The organism is Mangrovitalea sediminis, assembly GCF_002514725.1.
GTDB classification, from domain to species: Bacteria; Pseudomonadota; Gammaproteobacteria; order Pseudomonadales; family Oleiphilaceae; genus Mangrovitalea; species Mangrovitalea sediminis.
The window spans coordinates 251,372-268,189 of sequence record NZ_NTLB01000007.1 but is presented as its reverse complement, the minus strand read 5'-3'; the positions used below and the strand labels follow the sequence as shown (position 1 = coordinate 268,189).

General features: G+C 54.3%; 18 protein-coding genes. 10 read left to right on the top strand and 8 right to left on the bottom strand.

Annotated elements, in window-relative coordinates; all coding sequences use genetic code 11:
* Positions 1-4: 4 nt before the first annotated feature.
* Complete coding sequence (locus CLR77_RS18290) at positions 5-433, bottom strand: VOC family protein (RefSeq protein WP_097462141.1); 429 nt, start codon at positions 431-433, stop codon at positions 5-7.
* A 104-nt stretch (positions 434-537) separates the two neighbouring features.
* On the opposite strand from CLR77_RS18290, the gene CLR77_RS18285 reads away from it, so the two are divergent.
* A complete protein-coding gene (locus tag CLR77_RS18285; RefSeq protein WP_097462140.1) occupies positions 538-1,410 on the top strand; it encodes a LysR family transcriptional regulator in 873 nt (290 codons plus the stop codon).
* 405 nt (positions 1,411-1,815) lie between these two features.
* Here CLR77_RS18285 and CLR77_RS18280 read toward each other — a convergent pair whose 3' ends face one another.
* Positions 1,816-2,649, bottom strand: a complete 834-nt coding sequence (locus CLR77_RS18280; protein WP_097462139.1) for an oxidoreductase — start codon at positions 2,647-2,649, stop codon at positions 1,816-1,818.
* Between the two features lie 179 nt (positions 2,650-2,828).
* On the opposite strand from CLR77_RS18280, the gene CLR77_RS18275 reads away from it, so the two are divergent.
* Positions 2,829-3,779 (top strand): AraC family transcriptional regulator, encoded by a 951-nt coding sequence (locus CLR77_RS18275; protein ID WP_198962822.1) that lies wholly within the window; start codon positions 2,829-2,831, stop codon positions 3,777-3,779.
* A gap of 26 nt (positions 3,780-3,805) precedes the next feature.
* Here CLR77_RS18275 and CLR77_RS18270 read toward each other — a convergent pair whose 3' ends face one another.
* On the bottom strand, positions 3,806-5,011 hold the full coding sequence (locus CLR77_RS18270; protein WP_198962821.1) for an alpha/beta fold hydrolase: 1,206 nt from the start codon (positions 5,009-5,011) through the stop codon (positions 3,806-3,808).
* A 199-nt stretch (positions 5,012-5,210) separates the two neighbouring features.
* Between CLR77_RS18270 and CLR77_RS18265 the strand changes: the two genes are divergently transcribed.
* Positions 5,211-5,783: a TetR/AcrR family transcriptional regulator gene (locus CLR77_RS18265; protein ID WP_097462137.1), complete on the top strand. Its 573-nt coding sequence runs from the start codon at positions 5,211-5,213 to the stop codon at positions 5,781-5,783.
* A 46-nt stretch (positions 5,784-5,829) separates the two neighbouring features.
* On the opposite strand, the gene CLR77_RS18260 is transcribed toward CLR77_RS18265, so the two are convergent.
* The gene (locus CLR77_RS18260; RefSeq protein ID WP_097462136.1) at positions 5,830-6,789 is read right to left on the bottom strand and encodes an aldo/keto reductase; all 960 of its coding nucleotides are present in this window, start codon (positions 6,787-6,789) and stop codon (positions 5,830-5,832) included.
* Positions 6,790-6,890: 101 nt separating this feature from the next.
* On the opposite strand from CLR77_RS18260, the gene CLR77_RS18255 reads away from it, so the two are divergent.
* On the top strand, positions 6,891-7,841 hold the full coding sequence (locus CLR77_RS18255) for an AraC family transcriptional regulator (protein ID WP_198962820.1): 951 nt from the start codon (positions 6,891-6,893) through the stop codon (positions 7,839-7,841).
* Between the two features lie 228 nt (positions 7,842-8,069).
* Here CLR77_RS18255 and CLR77_RS18245 read toward each other — a convergent pair whose 3' ends face one another.
* Complete coding sequence (locus CLR77_RS18245) at positions 8,070-9,014, bottom strand: GlxA family transcriptional regulator (RefSeq protein ID WP_097462134.1); 945 nt, start codon at positions 9,012-9,014, stop codon at positions 8,070-8,072.
* Between the two features lie 79 nt (positions 9,015-9,093).
* Here CLR77_RS18245 and CLR77_RS18240 point away from each other — a divergent pair, with 79 nt between their 5' ends.
* The 4 genes from CLR77_RS18240 to CLR77_RS20580 all read left to right on the top strand — a co-directional run bounded on the left by CLR77_RS18240 (position 9,094) and on the right by CLR77_RS20580 (position 12,346).
* On the top strand, positions 9,094-9,777 hold the full coding sequence (locus CLR77_RS18240; protein ID WP_097462133.1) for a DJ-1/PfpI family protein: 684 nt from the start codon (positions 9,094-9,096) through the stop codon (positions 9,775-9,777).
* A gap of 26 nt (positions 9,778-9,803) precedes the next feature.
* Positions 9,804-10,547, top strand: coding sequence for an SDR family oxidoreductase (locus CLR77_RS18235; protein WP_097462132.1), 744 nt, complete (start codon positions 9,804-9,806; stop codon positions 10,545-10,547).
* 250 nt (positions 10,548-10,797) lie between these two features.
* A protein-coding gene (locus CLR77_RS18230) for an IS3 family transposase (RefSeq protein WP_406564968.1) occupies positions 10,798-11,939 on the top strand; the annotation gives its coding sequence in 2 pieces (ribosomal slippage) (positions 10,798-11,059 and positions 11,059-11,939; 1,143 coding nt in all).
* A gap of 53 nt (positions 11,940-11,992) precedes the next feature.
* Positions 11,993-12,346, top strand: a complete 354-nt coding sequence (locus CLR77_RS20580; protein WP_158227239.1) for a GGDEF domain-containing protein — start codon at positions 11,993-11,995, stop codon at positions 12,344-12,346.
* 241 nt (positions 12,347-12,587) lie between these two features.
* On the opposite strand, the gene CLR77_RS18220 is transcribed toward CLR77_RS20580, so the two are convergent.
* Positions 12,588-12,986 carry a nuclear transport factor 2 family protein gene (locus tag CLR77_RS18220; RefSeq protein ID WP_097462129.1) on the bottom strand — a complete coding sequence of 133 codons (399 nt, stop codon included), beginning with the start codon at positions 12,984-12,986 and terminating at the stop codon, positions 12,588-12,590.
* Between the two features lie 105 nt (positions 12,987-13,091).
* Between CLR77_RS18220 and CLR77_RS18215 the strand changes: the two genes are divergently transcribed.
* Positions 13,092-13,994, top strand: a complete 903-nt coding sequence (locus CLR77_RS18215) for a LysR family transcriptional regulator (protein WP_227519996.1) — start codon at positions 13,092-13,094, stop codon at positions 13,992-13,994.
* Between the two features lie 69 nt (positions 13,995-14,063).
* Here CLR77_RS18215 and CLR77_RS18210 read toward each other — a convergent pair whose 3' ends face one another.
* Together CLR77_RS18210 and CLR77_RS18205 are read right to left on the bottom strand one after the other, a co-directional pair.
* Positions 14,064-14,819 (bottom strand): SDR family oxidoreductase, encoded by a 756-nt coding sequence (locus tag CLR77_RS18210; protein WP_097462128.1) that lies wholly within the window; start codon positions 14,817-14,819, stop codon positions 14,064-14,066.
* Positions 14,820-14,856: 37 nt separating this feature from the next.
* Positions 14,857-15,798: an alpha/beta hydrolase family protein gene (locus CLR77_RS18205; protein WP_097462127.1), complete on the bottom strand. Its 942-nt coding sequence runs from the start codon at positions 15,796-15,798 to the stop codon at positions 14,857-14,859.
* Between the two features lie 168 nt (positions 15,799-15,966).
* On the opposite strand from CLR77_RS18205, the gene CLR77_RS18200 reads away from it, so the two are divergent.
* A complete protein-coding gene (locus CLR77_RS18200; protein WP_097462126.1) occupies positions 15,967-16,587 on the top strand; it encodes a TetR/AcrR family transcriptional regulator in 621 nt (206 codons plus the stop codon).
* The last annotated feature ends 231 nt before the right edge of the window (positions 16,588-16,818 follow it).

Genomic DNA, 16,818 nt, shown 5'->3' with positions numbered 1-16,818 from the left:
CTCCTTATTTCGCAAATAGCGCCGATATATCGGCGAAGGCCTTCATTTCTACGGCATTCCCGCTGGGGTCTCGGAAAAACATGGTGGCCTGTTCCCCGGGCTCGCCCTTGAAGCGAATGTCGGGCGCAATAATGAAATTAGTACCCGCAGCCTGCAGCCGGTCGGCTAGTTGCTCCCATTCCTCCATCTTTAGTACAGCACCAAAATGGCGGACGGGGACTGCATGTCCCTCGACCTCATTCGAGGTGTCTTTGCAAGCTTCATCGGGAGCGAGATGGGTTACAACCTGATGGCCGTAAAAGTTGAAATCGATCCATTGATCTGTACTGCGTCCTTCGGGACAACCCAAAAGATCGCCATAGAATTTTCTTGCGGAGTCCAAATCCCGGACGGGAATAGCGATATGAAATGGGGAAATTTGTGTTGTCGTCATTGCATTTTTGCTCTGTCTGGTGAGTTTCGGGCAATATAACTCATGAAAATAAGTAATCTAAAAGCGTATATTCTCATCAATCTAAGCAGATTTTGTGATATGCAATGATCTCCGAACTCAGAACTCTCATCGCGATAGCGCGCTATGGCACATTCACCGCGGCAGGCGAGCGAATTGGTTTGAGCCAGACGGCTGTCAGCGGCCAGATCAAACGTCTGGAGGAACATTTCGGTATAGCGATTTTCGATCGCATCGGGCGATCGGTTACATTGAATGCCGATGGACGGCGACTTCTTGAACGCGCGAAGGTATTGGTTGAAATGTTCGACAGCCTCGCCGCCCCAGACGAGCATCAAACCGCAGCCCCTTTGCGAATTGGTGCCATCGCGTCCGTACAATCAACGCTTTTGACAGAGGCGTTGAACTTCTTTCGCCAGGATTATCCCGAGCGCCGACTACACATCAGACCTGGCCTGTCGCTGCAGCTTTTTGACGCACTGGACGCAGGAGACTTGGACCTGGCAATTGTCGTGGAGCCGTCCTTTGGGGTTCCTAAGCATTTAGGCTGGATCGAGTTACTTCGGGAAAACTTTGTTTTGGCTATACCGCCTGGCGTGTGCGGCGACGATTGGCGCGAAGTGCTGCAGCAGTGTCGGTTCGTTAGGTACGATCGAACCTCCTATGGTGGCAGGGTCGTTGAGCGCTTTCTCAACAGTCACGGGATTACTCCAAACGAGTCCATAGAGATCGATGACATTGATGCCATTTGGGCTCTAGTCAAAGGTGGGCACGGTGCTGCCATCTTGCCGTTTACGAAAAGTCACCGCCCCCTAGCAGAGGGTGTTCGTCTAGTGCCTCTGGACCAGTATGGATTGCAACGTCGCATCGGAATACTCCACGGAGACATTTTGCAAGGTCCGGTATTAGCGTTCGTGGAGTGTTTGCAGCAGGTTGCGAAGAATCAAGGTTTGGTTTAGACAGAAGCTTTTACCCACGGTCGATCTATCATCAATCAACTGCATTTTGGCCAATTTGCTCTTTATGAATATCTGCGTTGCCGCGATCATGACGGTATCGCTGGATGAGCGATAACCTTTTCCCGGACATTTTTTACCTTTCACTATCGGCACCTTTTGTATTTCAAATGATCAAGTGATCCTTTTGCAAAAATGATGACGGTGTGACGAATCAGGGCATGCATGTCTTTATGACTGGGTTCTGTCTGATATCGACACCAGATAAGAATTTGCCGCTGCACACGGAAGACTCAGGGGCCAGGCTCTGCCTTATGTTTTATGTACCCGCGGGGACAAGGCAAAGCCTGACTTGTGGTCTTTGGAATCACTTGCGGAGCTCAAACAGTAACCCTGAGTGGCGATGAATCAACCATCGGTTGAAACGGTCAAAGATTCCCAGGCCGCAATTTCCTGTTCCATGTTCGATAGCCGATTCCGCACGAGTGCTAGCGCGTCACTGCCGAGCAGCAGGTGAGAGGGCGGCGTATCGCATTGGATGATCTCCAACATGGCTTTTGCGGCTTTGTCTGGATTTCCGAGTTGTTTGCCACTTTTCTCCATTCGAGCCTGGCGGACGGGTTCGAACAGCGCATCGTAATCGGAAATCTTACGGGGAGAGCGGCGCATGGATCGTCCCGCCCAATCTGTCCGGAACGACCCCGGCGCCACGGCCGTGACATGGATATTGAAAGGCGCTAACTCTTTGCTTAGCGTGTCGGATATACCTTCCAATGCGAATTTGCTGCCACAGTAGTAGGCGATGCCCGGCATCGTGATGAAACCACCCATAGAAGTGATATTTAGAATGTGCCCGGCACGGCGCTTTCGGAAAAAGGGGAGCAGCGCTTGGATCATCTCCACGGCGCCGAAGACATTCACTTCGAACTGTCGACGCATTTCATCGGTTGGCGATTCTTCCAAGATCCCCTCGTGGCCGTAACCGGCGTTATTAACCAGCACATCAACGGGCCCGAACGTTGCTTCAATGTCTTCGACAACGTTCGCGATGGCCGGCGTGTCAGTCAGGTCCAGTTGACGAGCATGGGCGTTGCCGGATTCATGGGCTTCGAACGCTTGTACCGCGCTTGCCTGCCGTACGGTGCCGATGACGTTATGCCCTTCATCCAACGCCGCGTTAGCCAATGCCCGGCCAAACCCGCTGCTGACACCGGTAATGAGGATCGTCTTGGTTTGGTTCATGACTTTACTCTCTTCAAATGGTCGATTAGCCCCCTTGGGGAGGCTGCCATCCTAGAGCGTATCGCGCCGGCGTCGAACGCGAGATCGTCTGTTTATATTGCCTATTCCTATGAGTAGATATTGTTTGTTCGGCAAAAGGACGCAAAATGAGGGCACAAAAGTCTAAGAGACAAAGTTCCATGAACGCCAAACTTAATGGCCCGGGCCAGCGTGAGCGAAAAATGGTGGCCCTGCTCGACAAGATGGCGCCGCGAGAGGGTTACAACTTGACCGCGCTGCCCGACGTAAGATTCCTGCGCTCGAACCGCTCGTTGATCCGCACCCCCGTGCTATATGACCCAGGCATCGTCATTGTCTGTCAGGGCCGGAAAAGGGGATACTGGGGCAACAGAACCTATGTCTATGACGCTCAGCACTACCTGGCGGTGTCGATTCCCATCCCATTTACGATGGAGACTGAGGCCAGTCTCGAGCATCCACTGCTGGCCATCTATTTTCACCTTGATGTGCCGAAGGCCACCGACTTGCTACTCGAACTGGAGGAGCGGGACATAGCGGCGTCTGCGGCGCCCATTGGGATGGTGGCATCAGAGATGGACCCCGCCATGAGTGCAAGCGTCGAGCGCTTACTCGACATTATGGCTTCGCCCGATGACAGCCGCATTCTTGGGCCAGCAATGGTGCGCGAGATTTATTTCCGCGTGTTGACCGGACCCCAAGGCGGAACACTTCGTGCTGCGCTCGATATGCAGAGTCATTTCGGCCGCATTTCACGTGCCATTCGGCGTATTCATACAGACTATGGGAGCGCGCTGAATGTTTGGCAGTTAGCGCTCGAAGCGAGGATGAGCGTGCCAACGTTTCATATGCACTTCAAGCAGGTAACCCAGACATCACCAATGCAGTATTTGAAGGCCGTGAGACTTCATCAGGCGAGATTGTTGATGTTTCGGAACGGGAAGACTGCCGCCGCAGCGGCAGTGGAAGTTGGTTACGAAAGCCCGTCTCAGTTCAATCGAGAATTCAAACGACTTTTTGGACGCACCCCACTCACAGAAGTTGCTTGGATGCGTTCTTCCTTCGAGCTGCCACCGCCGGAATCGCCTTCGGTATATGTTTCTTCTCACTAACGCCATTAGCAGGACGCTTCATTTCATCACACTGTTGAGCCATTTTCTGGAGTTCCGAGCGCGAGTGGTGCTGTGCGATTTTCTTTTAGGAAAGACAGCAAGAGTTGGCCGAGCTGATGGGGCTGTTCTTGCTGAATCCAATGGCCTGCACCGTCGATCATCGCGACGTTTTTCATCTGTGTTGTTGCTTTTGTTTTCATAAGCTCGAGGGCCCCGGGTGCCGCATAAGTCCCCCAGTCGTGCTCCGCACCAATAAAGAGCGATGGCAAATCAATCGTCTTGCCTGAAAAATGGCTCAGTTCGGCGTTGAGGTCGGGATCAGCCAAAACGCGATAAATTTGCAGAGCACCCTGAAAGCCGGTTCGACTGAACTCCTCAACGTACACGCCGAGTTCCGATTCCGTGAGCCATTCACAAGACTGAACTACAGCGGCGGAAGGATGAAATGGCGCAACGGTTTCAGACATCGCCTTGCCGAGATCCATCACATAGTACGCGGGCAAGTTAGCCAGCTCCTCAGCCGTTTGTCCCGTCAATGGGTGCGGATTGTTGCCCGACCAGTCGCCGCTTTTAACATGAAAAAATGCACGAAGAAATGCCTGTAAACCTTGTGGAGGGTGCCACATGTCCATGTTTGCTGCGCGCGAGCTGAGATATTGCTGGTAGTGCTGTTTGGGGGGATGCAGTGCTGCAAGAGCCTCTGACAGCGTCTTATGCGCTTTAGTCGGCTGAGCCGCAGACACCTTATTTTCGCTGTTAGATGCTGGAGCCGGTGGGCCGGGGAATGGCGCGCTCATGAGGACGAGCGATGCAAAGAGATCCGGTCGTATGAGGGCACAATAGGCGGCTACTGGCGAGCCGATATCGTGCCCGACAAGCATCGCCGTATGTCGGTACCCGAGCGTCGCAACCAGCTCGATGATATCAGTCGCCATATTCAATAACCTGAACGGCGCTAAAGACGTGTCATAGCTATTTGGCCAGCCGCTTGTGCGTCCATATCCGCGTTGGTCTGGTGCTACAACATGATATCCACTGGCTGCCAGGATAGGGAGCACATGTCGCCATCCATAAGCTAGGTCTGGAAAGCCATGAAGCAGAACTATGAGTGGCCTGCCGGACTCTTCATAGCCGGCCTCAAGAATGTGAATGTCGAGGCCGTTGACCCCATAGATCATGCGCGAGCGAATGCCCTTGGGAAGCGTTGCAGCGCCGTATGTTGATGAAGTCAAATCATTTCCTCCCTTGCTAATTGCATAGGCCGGTCAATATGAAACTGTGGCGTAGCTTGGTTCACCCATCGTTTAGGGCAGTGTGTCCCAACAATGGCTTGATGAAGTCGATAAATCAGACTGATCGCCATAGTATGGTGATCGCCATAGTATGGTGATCGCCCTAGAGACGTCAAATGGGATGTGATAGTGTACCGACATGAACCGTAAGACTGACGCCCGTGACCGTGCCATTGACACCGCTGTGAGACTATTTCGCATCCAGGGCTACACCGCGACTGGGTTGGCTCAAATCCTTAAGGAAAGCGGTGCACCCAAAGGATCGTTTTATTTTCATTTTCCACGCGGTAAGGCCCAGCTTGCTGAGGAGGCCATCAGCCATTACGTGGTGAGTCGAATCGCCGTATTACGAGAGATCTCAAAGAGTGCGCAGGGTGATGCCCTGAATTTTATTCATCAGATTTGCCGAACATTCGCAGCAGAAATGGTGGCCTCGGATTTTCTATATGGATGCCTGATGCAAAACCTGGCAAATGAACTGCCCTCGATTAACGCTGAATTGACCGAGCAGGTTGCGCGTGGCTTTGCCGATTCAACGGAGGTTATTGCAGCGCATTTCAGAGGATGCGACTTTACGCCTGAAAGAGCATCCTCCGTCGCAGCAGCGTTGGTCGCCGCACTGGAAGGTGCTCGGACGATTGCTCGTCTCGAGCGCACACCAAATATCTTTGAGGTGCTGGCAAATTCGTTCGAGCGATTTGCCAGCGACTAGGCTCGGTTAAAGGCGGTTCAGCCGCCATCCTGTTTCTCTGCTTGCGTCAAATTGTCATCTCTTTTTCCCACCACCCGCGAGTGTTGACGTTCGCTTTGTCCGCAAGACCTTCAAGCTCCTTGATGTGGTCTGGGGATAGCCGTATGCGGTTGGCCCGGGCTAGGCCATCAATATGGCTCGAACTCGTTACGCCAATGATTGGTGTCGCGCCCTTGGCCATCGCCCATGCGATGGCCACATCAGGTCCTTCTACCCCCAACTGTTGGCCAATAACGGCGAGTTTGTCTGTCAACGCTTTCAGCTCCGCAAGCAGGGGATTGTAAGCTTGGGCCCGGTTGGTGCCCTCCGGTAGTGGTCTTTCCGGGCTATATTTGCCGCTGAGTGCTCCCTGTTCGAGCACCATGTAGGCGAAAAATGGGATATTGTGGTTTTGGCAATAGTCCAGAATGCCCGCGTCGAGCGACTGGCGGTAGACGAGGCTAAAGTGGTTCTGAACGGCGTCGACCCGGAATCCTGATTCGCTCAAAATCGCATCGGCGAGTTTGATTTCGTGCAGGTTATGGTTCGAAACGCCCACATGTTTCACCTTGCCACTTTTGAGCAGGGGGATCAGTTGAGGTGTCCAGAGAGCCACGTCAGCAGGATTGTGAATCCAGTAGAGGTCAATGTAGTTTGTACCCAGACGTTCGAGGCTCTGCTCTAATGCGTCCGCTACTGGGTTTGCGCCGGCTCCGGCGACCTGAGGGGTGAACTTGGTGGAAAGCTGGTAGTCGCGCCGAGAAAAGCGCTTAAGAACATCCCGGAGTCGCTCCTCTGAGCGGCCCATGCCGTATACCGTGGCGGTATCCCAGAGGCAAAAGCCTTTTGAATGCGCGTTATCCGCGATCGCCTGGAGGTCATCCAGAATGAAATGGCTACCGAAATAAGCATCGTCAGTTTCATTGCAGTCCCCCCAGGCCCAGGTACCCAACGCAACCTGCGGAATATTGAGTCTTTCGATGGACATGTTTGCTCCATAGTTTTTAATCAGTTAGCTAATCGTGGCATCGCCAACACTATGAGTTGGAATGGCTGAGAAACGTTAGTCTCAGGCTCCGAGGTTTGCGCTTGATCCTCCAGATCTGCAAGTTTGCGCTGCTGTGTATTTATGCGATTGAGAGTGTGGTAGTTATGGGAAAACTGAGAGAAATTGCTGCAATAGTCGCTGAAAACATTTCAGGGGATGGCTTTCATGCGACGCCCATTGAACGCTTAACATTGGTTCGCTCTTCCACGGTGACGATGCCGATGCCGAATGTATACCGGCCGCAATTTTGCCTGGTTGTGACGGGTAAAAAGGAGGTCAGTGTTGCCGATCACCTGTTCCTTTATGTACCCGGACGTTACGGTGTGATCACCAATGATTTGCCTGCGGTAGGGCGAGTGGTCGAAGCGACGCCTGAACAGCCTTATCTGTGTCTGTATCTTGATTTTGACCCGGTGATGTTAGGCGGGCTGGCATCGCGAGTATCGCTGCCGAAAGAACCATTGCCGCCCATAGGCAAGACCGTGTGTGATGCCAGCGAAGATCTTCTCGACGCGGCATTACGCCTGCTGCGCTTGCTGGATAAGCCAGCTGCGTTGCCAGTGCTTGGGCCGCTTGTGGAGCAGGAGATCCTTTATCACCTGCTCACCGGTCCAGCCGGTGCCAGAATGCACCATGTGACTTCAAGCCAAGGTCGGATGGCGAAGATCGGTCGCGCGATCAGCTGGATTGGGAAGAACTATCGAGATAGTTTCAGCATTGAGCGACTGGCTATTGAAGTGGGTATGAGTGCTTCGAGCCTTCATGAGCATTTTCGCGCCGTTACGGCGATGACACCGTTGCAGTTCCAGAAGCGGCTCAGATTGCAGGAAGCACGTAGCCTGATGTTAATCGAGGAAATCGATGTTGCCACGGCAGCTTTGCGAGTAGGTTACCAGAGCTCGTCACATTTTGGCCGGGAGTATCTTCGCTATTTTGGAGAAGCGCCGGCGCGCGACATTGCACGCTTACGTGCTCATGCGAGCGAAACGTGAAAAAGAGCCCAAGGAAGGTTGTTGTCTAATTTCCCCGGCCAAGGATTCTTTGAATATGTCTCCGAATCGGTGCAGATACGTCCATCTTCGCACGCATAAGTGTCGTTGCCCGCATGGATAGCATGACTTTCACCGAAGTCGCGTACCCGAACAATATGCGCAAGAGATCTCTCTGAAAGTGAGGGATAACAAGCCGATTGTGAAAAATGGCGCTTGCATGGCACCGCATCAATCCTCCTTTTGCCGAGCAGCCCTGCGGATCGCCTGTGGCGGAACGCCATAAAGCTTAACGAAAGCGCGACGCATTCGCTCCGGGTCGATAAACCCGACAGAGCGTGCAATCTGCTCCACTGGTTCCGTCTCTTCCTGCAGCCGCAAGCGCGCAGCTTCAACACGCAAACGCTCAACCGCCCGTGCCGGTGTTTCGCCTGTCTCCCGGCGAAATATCCGACTGAACTGTCGTGTGCTTAGATGCGCAGCCTCAGCCAGACGTTCAGCACTTAAAGGCTCGGGCAGATGATCTCGAGCGAAAGTAAGCGCGAGGCGAATGCGATCTGTTGCCGGTTCCATCTGTGACAGCGGGGAGAACTGAGATTGTCCTCCGGACCGCCTGTGATAGACAACAAGTTCGCGTGCGACTCCGCGTGCTATTTCGAGCCCATGGTCTGCCTCGATCAGCGCCAGGGCCAGATCGATACCCGCCGTTAATCCGGCGGAAGTCCAGACGTCTCTATCGGCGATGAAAATACGATCGGCCTCGACCCTGACGGACGGATACTCTCGCTGCAGTAAATGCGCGACCCGCCAATGAGTCGTCGCTCGGCGACCTCCTAGAAGTCCCGCGGCTGCAAGCAGGAACGCCCCCGTACAGACGCTGGTGACACGCTGGGTCTGTCCGGCAAGTTCGAGTACCGATGCGACCTGCTCTGGCGCCCTCATCGGCGCGATATCTCCGCCTACGACGATGAGTGTATCCAGCATGGCATCCTTCGCGGCATCGCTTTCAATCAAGGCCCCGCCGCTGCCTCTTACCAGACCACCAGATTGTGAGAGAACCTGCAGTTCATAGAGCGGCCGGCCGACAATCTTGGCGACTGACTCAAACGCGCCAAAAGGTCCGGCAAAATCCAGGATTTGATGGCCTGGGTAAACGAAAAACCCGATCTTATGCATGGTGTCTTATTTTAAGGGATATATGTCATTTACGCCATCTCTTGGTTTCGTCAAGATTATTTGCAAAAGGAGACCCGCTATGACAAATGTCGTGATCCCTCTCTACGAAGGCGTAACACCGCTCGATTTCACGGGCCCCTACCAACTCCTGTACGCGTTGGAGGGCATGAATATTAAGCTCGCCGCGCTAGGCACAAATGAGATCGTTGCTGACGGTATTACATTCGGCGGGCTTAGCGATCTGGATAGGATAGAGGCATGTGACGTTCTTCTTGTGCCCGGCGGTCTTGGCTGCATCGCGGCACTGGAGACTCCGCAGTTCCTCGCCGCGCTCCAGAGGCTGGCTTTAGGTGCCACCTATGTCACCTCGGTCTGTACCGGTTCACTCATCCTGGCTGCAGCGGGACTATTAGACAAGCGCCGGGCCGCTTGCCACTGGGCCTTTAGAGAACTTCTTGCAACATTCGGAGCGATCCCTGACCCGGGCCGAATAGTGCGCGACGGCAACCGTATTACCGGCGGCGGAGTGGTAACCGGGATTGATTTCGCCCTCTCTTTGATTGCCGATTTGCGCGGGGAAGAGGCCGCCCAGCGTGCCCAGCTTCTGGTTGAATACGCACCCAACCCGCCGTTCGAGGCTGGAACCCCCGAAACCGCACCTAAGCCTGTCCTCGAGGCTGTGAACGGCCGCCTCTCAAGCGCGATTGCGGAGGCCGAGCGGCGCATAGCAATCGTCGCAGAACGGCTTCGGACAGTCAGATAAAGCAAAACGTAAGAAGGAGCCTAAAGATGAGATTGAAAGGTAAAACTGCCCTGATCACCGGCGGAACAAGCGGAATTGGGCTTGCCACGGCAAAACGCTTTCTCCAAGAGGGAGCACGTGTTGCTGTAACAGGGCGCGACGAGAGTCGCTTTGACGCGGTACGTGCCGAACTCGGCGAAGAGGTGCTGATTCTGCGCGCCGATGCGCGGTCTGTCGCTGACATGCAGACCGTCAGCGAGACGGTCGCGAATTCGTTCGGCGAGCTCGATATCTTCTTTGCGAATGCGGGCATCGCCTATGGCACCCCGCTCGACAAGACTGATGAGTCGTGCTTTGACGAAATCATGGATATCGATGTCAAAGGTGTCTTTTTTTCCATGCAGGCGGTAGCTCCAATCTTGAGTCACGGAGCCTCTGTCATCCTGAGTACCTCTTTCATCATCCACCTAGGTAGACCCGGGCTCTCGCTACTTTCTGCTGCGAAGGCTGCGGTCCGATCCTTCGCTCGAACCTGGTCGCGCGAATTCCTGGACCGTAAGATCCGCTTCAATACGATAAGTCCGGGTTTCATCGATACCCCGCTCATCAGTAAGCATCGCACTCCAGAAGAACTTCAGGCGTTCCGGGACCAGGCTGCACAGACGGTGCCCATCGGTCGTATTGGTGAAGCTGATGACATTGCGGCAGCGGCGCTCTATCTAGCTAGCGACGAGTCCAGCTATGTCGTCGGCGCGGAGTTGGTCGTAGATGGCGGTGTATCGCAGATCTGACCCTTCCCCAAAATTCTTAGCTGGCGGTTTCAACCGAACTGAGCTGAGCCTCGATTCGTCAAGGGCGATGAGGCTCAATCCCTCACGGGTAAACCGGCCTCAGCTTCCTTCAGGATAGGAATAATCTGTTCTTCGGTGAATCGCTTCTTCATGTTCATCGTCCTCTCTGGTGATGACCCTACCCCCGAATTCTTAACCGCTTAAAACTGGAAAATCCGGCATGATAGACCTGACCTGAGGAGATCATGCCATGAAGCGTTCCCGCTACACCGAAGAGCAGATTGCATTCGCCCTGAAGCAGGCGGAGTTAGGCACGCCGGTCCCGGAGGTATGCCGCAAGATGGGTATCTCGGACGCCACCTTTTACGCCTGGCGCAAGAAATTCGGTGGCCTCGGTCCCTCGGAGGTGAAACGGTTGAAGCAGTTGGAAGAGGAGAACAACCGGCTGAAGAAGCTGGTGGCAGACCTCAGCCTGGATAAGGCCATGCTGCAAGACGTGCTGTCAAAAAAGGGCTGAGACCGGCTCGCAAGCGCCAACTGGTGGATGATCTCCAGCAGCGATTTGGGGTGAGTCAGCGCCAGGCGTGTGCGGTCTTGATGTTGTCCAGGGCGTCGTATCGGTACAAATCCATTGCCCGGGACGCCACGGCGTTGTCGATGCGGATCCGGGAGATCACCCAGGTGCGAGTGCATTACGGTTACCGTCGGGTGCACGTGCAGTTGCAGCGGGAAGGTTGGGAAGACAATCACAAACGGGTTTATCGCCTGTATCGGGAACAGGGCCTGTCCCTGCGACTGAAGCGTCCCAGGCGCAATAAGGCGGCCAAACGACGACAGCCCTTGCAACAGGCGACGCACCCGAACCACATCTGGGGCATGGACTTCGTCTCGGATGCGCTGTTTGACGGACGACGACTGAGGCTACTGACGATCGTCGATCTGTTTACCCGGGAGTGCCTGGGCATCATGGTCGGTCAGAGCCTGAAAGGCAGTGATGTCACGGAAGCCCTGAACGGCATTACGCGCTTTCGGGGTAAGCCTGAACTTCTGAAGACGGATAATGGCTCGGAGTTCGCGGGTAAGGTCATGGATCGCTGGGCGTACGAGCGAGACATCAAAATTGATTTTTCTCGACCGGGTAAGCCGACCGACAACGCCACCGTGGAATCGTTCAACGGACGACTGCGACAGGAGTGCCTCAACGAGAATTGGTTCTTGTCACTGGCCGATGCCCGACAGAAAATCGAAGCATGGCGGACCTTCTATAACCAAGTGAGACCCCATTCCGCCTTGGACTGGTCGACCCCGGCCGACTATGCCCGAAAACACGCCGTTCCGCATGAAAACGGACGGCATTTGAAGCCGGATTTTTCTGATAAAGAGCGGTACTAAAACGGGGTCAGGGTCGGTGATGAACATTACTAAGATCAGGCTGGATTAGAAAGTTGGGGGCAGGTCAAGATGTCGGAGATCGTTTTCTCATAGAAATCGCTCAGGCTTTGACAAGCGGTCTACGGCAGGGAGATTTTGTTGCACGTGTTGGTGGAGACGAATTCGTTGTCGTTGGTCAATGTGTAGCTGACAATTCTGAGGCCTGTTGCGAGGTCTTCGGGCAAAGGCTAAGTACGCTAACTCGGAAGCGATACGACATTGGTGCGACAATACTTGATTATCAGGGACCCAGTATCGGGGTTGTTACTTCGGCTTCGGGAAAGGTGGATAGCAGCTCATTAATGGCTGAGGCTGATGCCAAAATGTATGCCGTAAAAAGGGAAAGGAAAAGTGCTAAATCGAATTGATTCTCAACACGAATTTATAAATGATTTGAACCAAACAGAATTTTTAAAAACTTCTCTCACGACAGCATTGGCTTCTGCTGAGATAGGCTGACATGACCTTCGGCCGTTAAAGAATTCGCTACCATTTTAAGTTTTGGCTCACCGGTTGGGATGGCTGGCGTTATGCCGACATGACCGACGATGAGCCGCAACTCTCGAATGTCAGATTTCGAGGTGTGTACCTTGTTGGCGGTTGGACACTCTAGTCCCTTGAGAAAAAGGCATTCATGCCGGGCACATCAGAGAGGAAGGTTTCAATCGCCGCGATTTTCCCGCCACTCAGATAGCACACGGTTGCCAGGTGTTCATCCAGCCGGCGATCGCCATCCACAGCAGTATTGTGCAACTGAAGGGCCATGTTGTCACGGCTGACCAACACGTGCTTGAGGTCGAAGTTGAGACCGTAGCTCGCGATGATACGGAACTGATCCAGAATCGCTTCCCGGCCGTCAATGGTGCCGCTTCCGGATGCTTCGTTGGAGCCGGGTAATGTCCAAACGGCATCTTCGGTGAGAATAGCTTCTAACAGCGACCATTCTTTCGTTCTCAGGGCTTCATGGAATTGGCGGCCAAGGGCTAATTTTTCGTCTAGGGTAGTCATAACGCGTCCTCTTAAAGGTATTGGTATGTCAGCAGGACCAATCTATTCGGGAATGTGGTATGTTTGAAATGGATTATTTGACTAGCACATATAAGGGAGGTTTATGTGAGAGCGGCGGATTTGGGGCTTCTAGTGTCGCTATCGGTATTGCTGGAGGAGGCAAACGTAACACGCGCGGCTGAGCGGCTTCACATGACGCAACCCGCCTTGTCGGCACAACTCTCGCGATTACGGCGGTTGTTCGATGATCCACTGCTGATTCCCGCCAGCAGTGGCCGCGGAATGGTGCTGACCGCGAGAGCGCAGGCGCTGAGGGACCCGCTAAACCGCCAAATTCAAGCCCTGACCGCGCTCGTTGATCGCCCTCCCGTTTTTGATCCACAAACGGTGGAGCGAACCTTCAATATTGTCACCAACGATAACCTGGCCGTTATGCTCTGCGTCGACCTGATCGCACTTATCAGCCGGAACGCTGGGCCAGGAGTGCGCGTAGCGCTGCAGCATATGGCTCCCGAAGCGGCGCAACTCAACATCGAGCGCCAACAAATCGACCTGGTTTTATCGACGCCTAGCGCCCTGCCGGCAACGCTGATAAAGCAGCCCTTACTGAGTGACCAATTCTGCGTAGCCCAGCGAAAAAATCACCCGAGAGGTATTGGGGCGATGGAATTAGACGAATATTGCCGATGGGGCCACATGATGGTTTCTGGAGCCGGCGGGCGGTTCCAGAGCGCGATCGATGAGCGACTGCAGGAGCAGGGGAGGCAGCGCCGTGTTGCCGTGTCGGTGCAACACTACAGTTTGGTACCGAGGATCCTCTCAGAAACGGACTATCTCGCGACACTACCCAAACGCTTTCTGATGCGGTTTTCAAACGAGCTTGATACGTTTGAGGTGCCTTTTGACAGAGCGAACTTTGAAGTTGCCATGGCCTGGCATCCCCGGGATGATGCTGACCCGGGGAGTCAGTGGCTTCGTGACGTACTGACAGGGATTGCCGCTCAATAGGCCGAAACATAGACCACACTGCCACCAATTATTTGGCGGCAAGCGATCACTAGCGTCCTTGCCGGTGGTTCAAGCAAGTAAGCCGCCATCAATCAAGATGTTCGCCCCCGTGATGTAGCCTGCCGCTGATGATGCAAGGAACGCGACGAGTTCAGCGACTTCATGGGGTTGCCCAAAACGACCCAGCGGTACGACTGCTTGTATCCGCTTCGCGCGCTCTCCTTCCTCGGGATTGGCATCGGTCGCGATGGGGCCTGGCTCGACCGTGTTAACAGTAATCTTTCGCGCAGCTAGATCTCGTGCCCATCCTTTTGTCATTCCCGCCACCGCGTGTTTGGTCATGCCATAGGCACTTGAACCGGGGAAGGGAACACGCTCACTAAAGAAGCTGCCAATATTGATAATGCGTCCACCGTCTGCAAGGACCGCGACTGCCGTCGTGGTCGTATACCAAACACCACGAACGTTGATATCGAGTTGTCTTTCCAGAGTGTCGTTGGCCAGCGCACCGATCGAACCGTGTTCAGCCACTCCCGCGTTGTTAACCAGAATATCCAGTCGACCACCGAGCGCATCGACAGCCTTTTCAACACCGGCAACGGCTTTCATCGGGTCGGCCAAATCTGCGGAGATAGCGATTGCCTTTCCGCCGAAGGCCGCAGCACGTGCTACGACTTCTTCCGCCTGCTCCGCACTCTTTGCATAGGTGAACGCCACCGTCGCGCCTCGTTCAGCCAGCAAAGAGACACAGGCGGCACCAATACCGCGACTGCCGCCCGTCACCAAGGCTGTTTTACCTGTTAAATCCAGAATATGACTTGTCATCGTTGTTACCTTTTTCTGTTTCGGAAAGGGGCTGGCGTTATTTGGTTTCAATCACGCCTTGTGGATCCTCTTGGTCTTCTATCTCTTGAAGACTGCGTTGCCATGCGTCGTCTGCAGGATAAAGTGCGCTCCGCAGGTAAGCCGTCGAGAGACGTCGGATGGCAGCTACTCGATCAGTGCTTTCATCGGTTGTCTCTCGCGCTTCATAATTGGGAATGCCACCCAGCGAATGCTCTCCGCCCAGCACCGTAAAGAGGGCCTTTCGTCCCGGACTCAAGTCAAAGGCATCTCGCCACCAGTCAGGGCCGCGAGTTGTCATCGCACTCTGATCTGCCGAGCCGGCGATAATCAGGGCGGGGGAAGTCATCTCCGAGTAATCGGGATGCAAGAAGGGCAATCTCGAAGCGGCGGAAGGCGTCAGGTCTTCACCTCGGCCTGCCACCGCCAATAAAATACCGGCTTTAACCCGTGGATCTTTGAGACTCACCATTGAGCCGTCCTCTGGATTGGGGTGTCTTGCTCCCAGGAGTACGCTTGCGGTATGCCCACCCCAGGAATGTCCCGCCACAGCGATGCGGCCTCGATCTACTCGCCCCTTGAGCGTTGGTACGGTGGCTTCAATGAGGTCAAGCTGGTCCAGTACACGGAGGAGGTCGTTTTCCCGGTGTTGCCACAGCCAGGGCCGCCGATCATCATCGGCCGCCAAGCCAATGGTGCGCGAGTCAAGGTGTGTAGGCTGGATGACAAGAAAGCCCTGAGACGCCCAATAGTTAGTCAGGGGGCCGTATGCATAGAGTGATTGGCCATTGCCGTGGGAAAAAACGATGACCGGAAGGTCCTGGCCAGCCAGAGGGACAGACACTCGTATCTCCATATCCAAACCCCGGCCGGGTGACGCAACAACGATTGGCGCCAGCGACAGCACGGCCGTGTTCGTCGTCAGGGAGGCTAAGCCCTGTTGTTGACCGTGATTGGTCATGGAGCAAACCTCCTAGAATTGTTGGAAGGATGTGAGTAGGGCTCGCGGTGAAAAGCACTGGCTATTTTTCCGAATAAGTGGAACGATGATCCGGATGCGTTAGAAATATACGGAACAATGTTCCGTTTATCAAGCTTATCTCCTTTCATAGAGGACAGTTGGTTAACCATGGCACCGAAAAGTGATGCAGAGAGTGCGGTTACATCTGCACTAGTGAGCGCTAACGTGCGGGCAGATGCCCAGCGAAATGCCGATGCAGTGTTATCCGCAGCAAAGGAAGTGTTTGCTGAGAAAGGCGTCGATGCGCCTGTGAGGGATATTGCAGCAAAAGCAGGAGTCGGCATTGGAACGCTTTACCGGCGTTTTCCCAAGCGATCGGATCTCATCAAGGCGGTATTCAAGCAGGAGGTCGACGCCTGCGCCGCTACGGCCGCCGATTTTTCGGCGCAGTATTCGAGCATGGAAGCGTTGACGCGCTGGCTACATCGTTACACGGACTTTATCGCGGCTAAGCGGGGACTGTCTTCTGCGTTACGATCTGGTGACCCGGCGTATGACGAATTACCTGACTATTTTCGCGCGCGATTCGAGCCAGTGCTGGGTGAGCTTCTTCGACAAGCGTCTGAAGTTCAGGAAATCAGGGCTGACATCGAAGCCTATGACTTACTCAGGGCCATCGGAAACCTTGCGGCGGCCACCGGTGACGGAAGTGCCGATCATACGCGGAGGATGGTTGGGCTTCTCGTGGATGGGCTTCGTAACCCCCCGAGAAAAGGGAGTAATCTGTAAACAGCTGTATGCCGTCCGGCCTAGAAGCCTGGCTCTCCAGCCGGCAGTTTGCCTCGAGGTCGATTGTTAAAGGCACGTACGATTAATCTGATTCGCCGACGAGGTGCGCGATCTTCCTGCGGAGCAGTCGCTCTGAGTAGTCGCGGAAGATTCCGGCTATTTGTCGGCCACTGGAAAGTTAAACCCTTAAACTCGACGGACTCGCCAATAAGTCGGGTTCATCATTTAAAA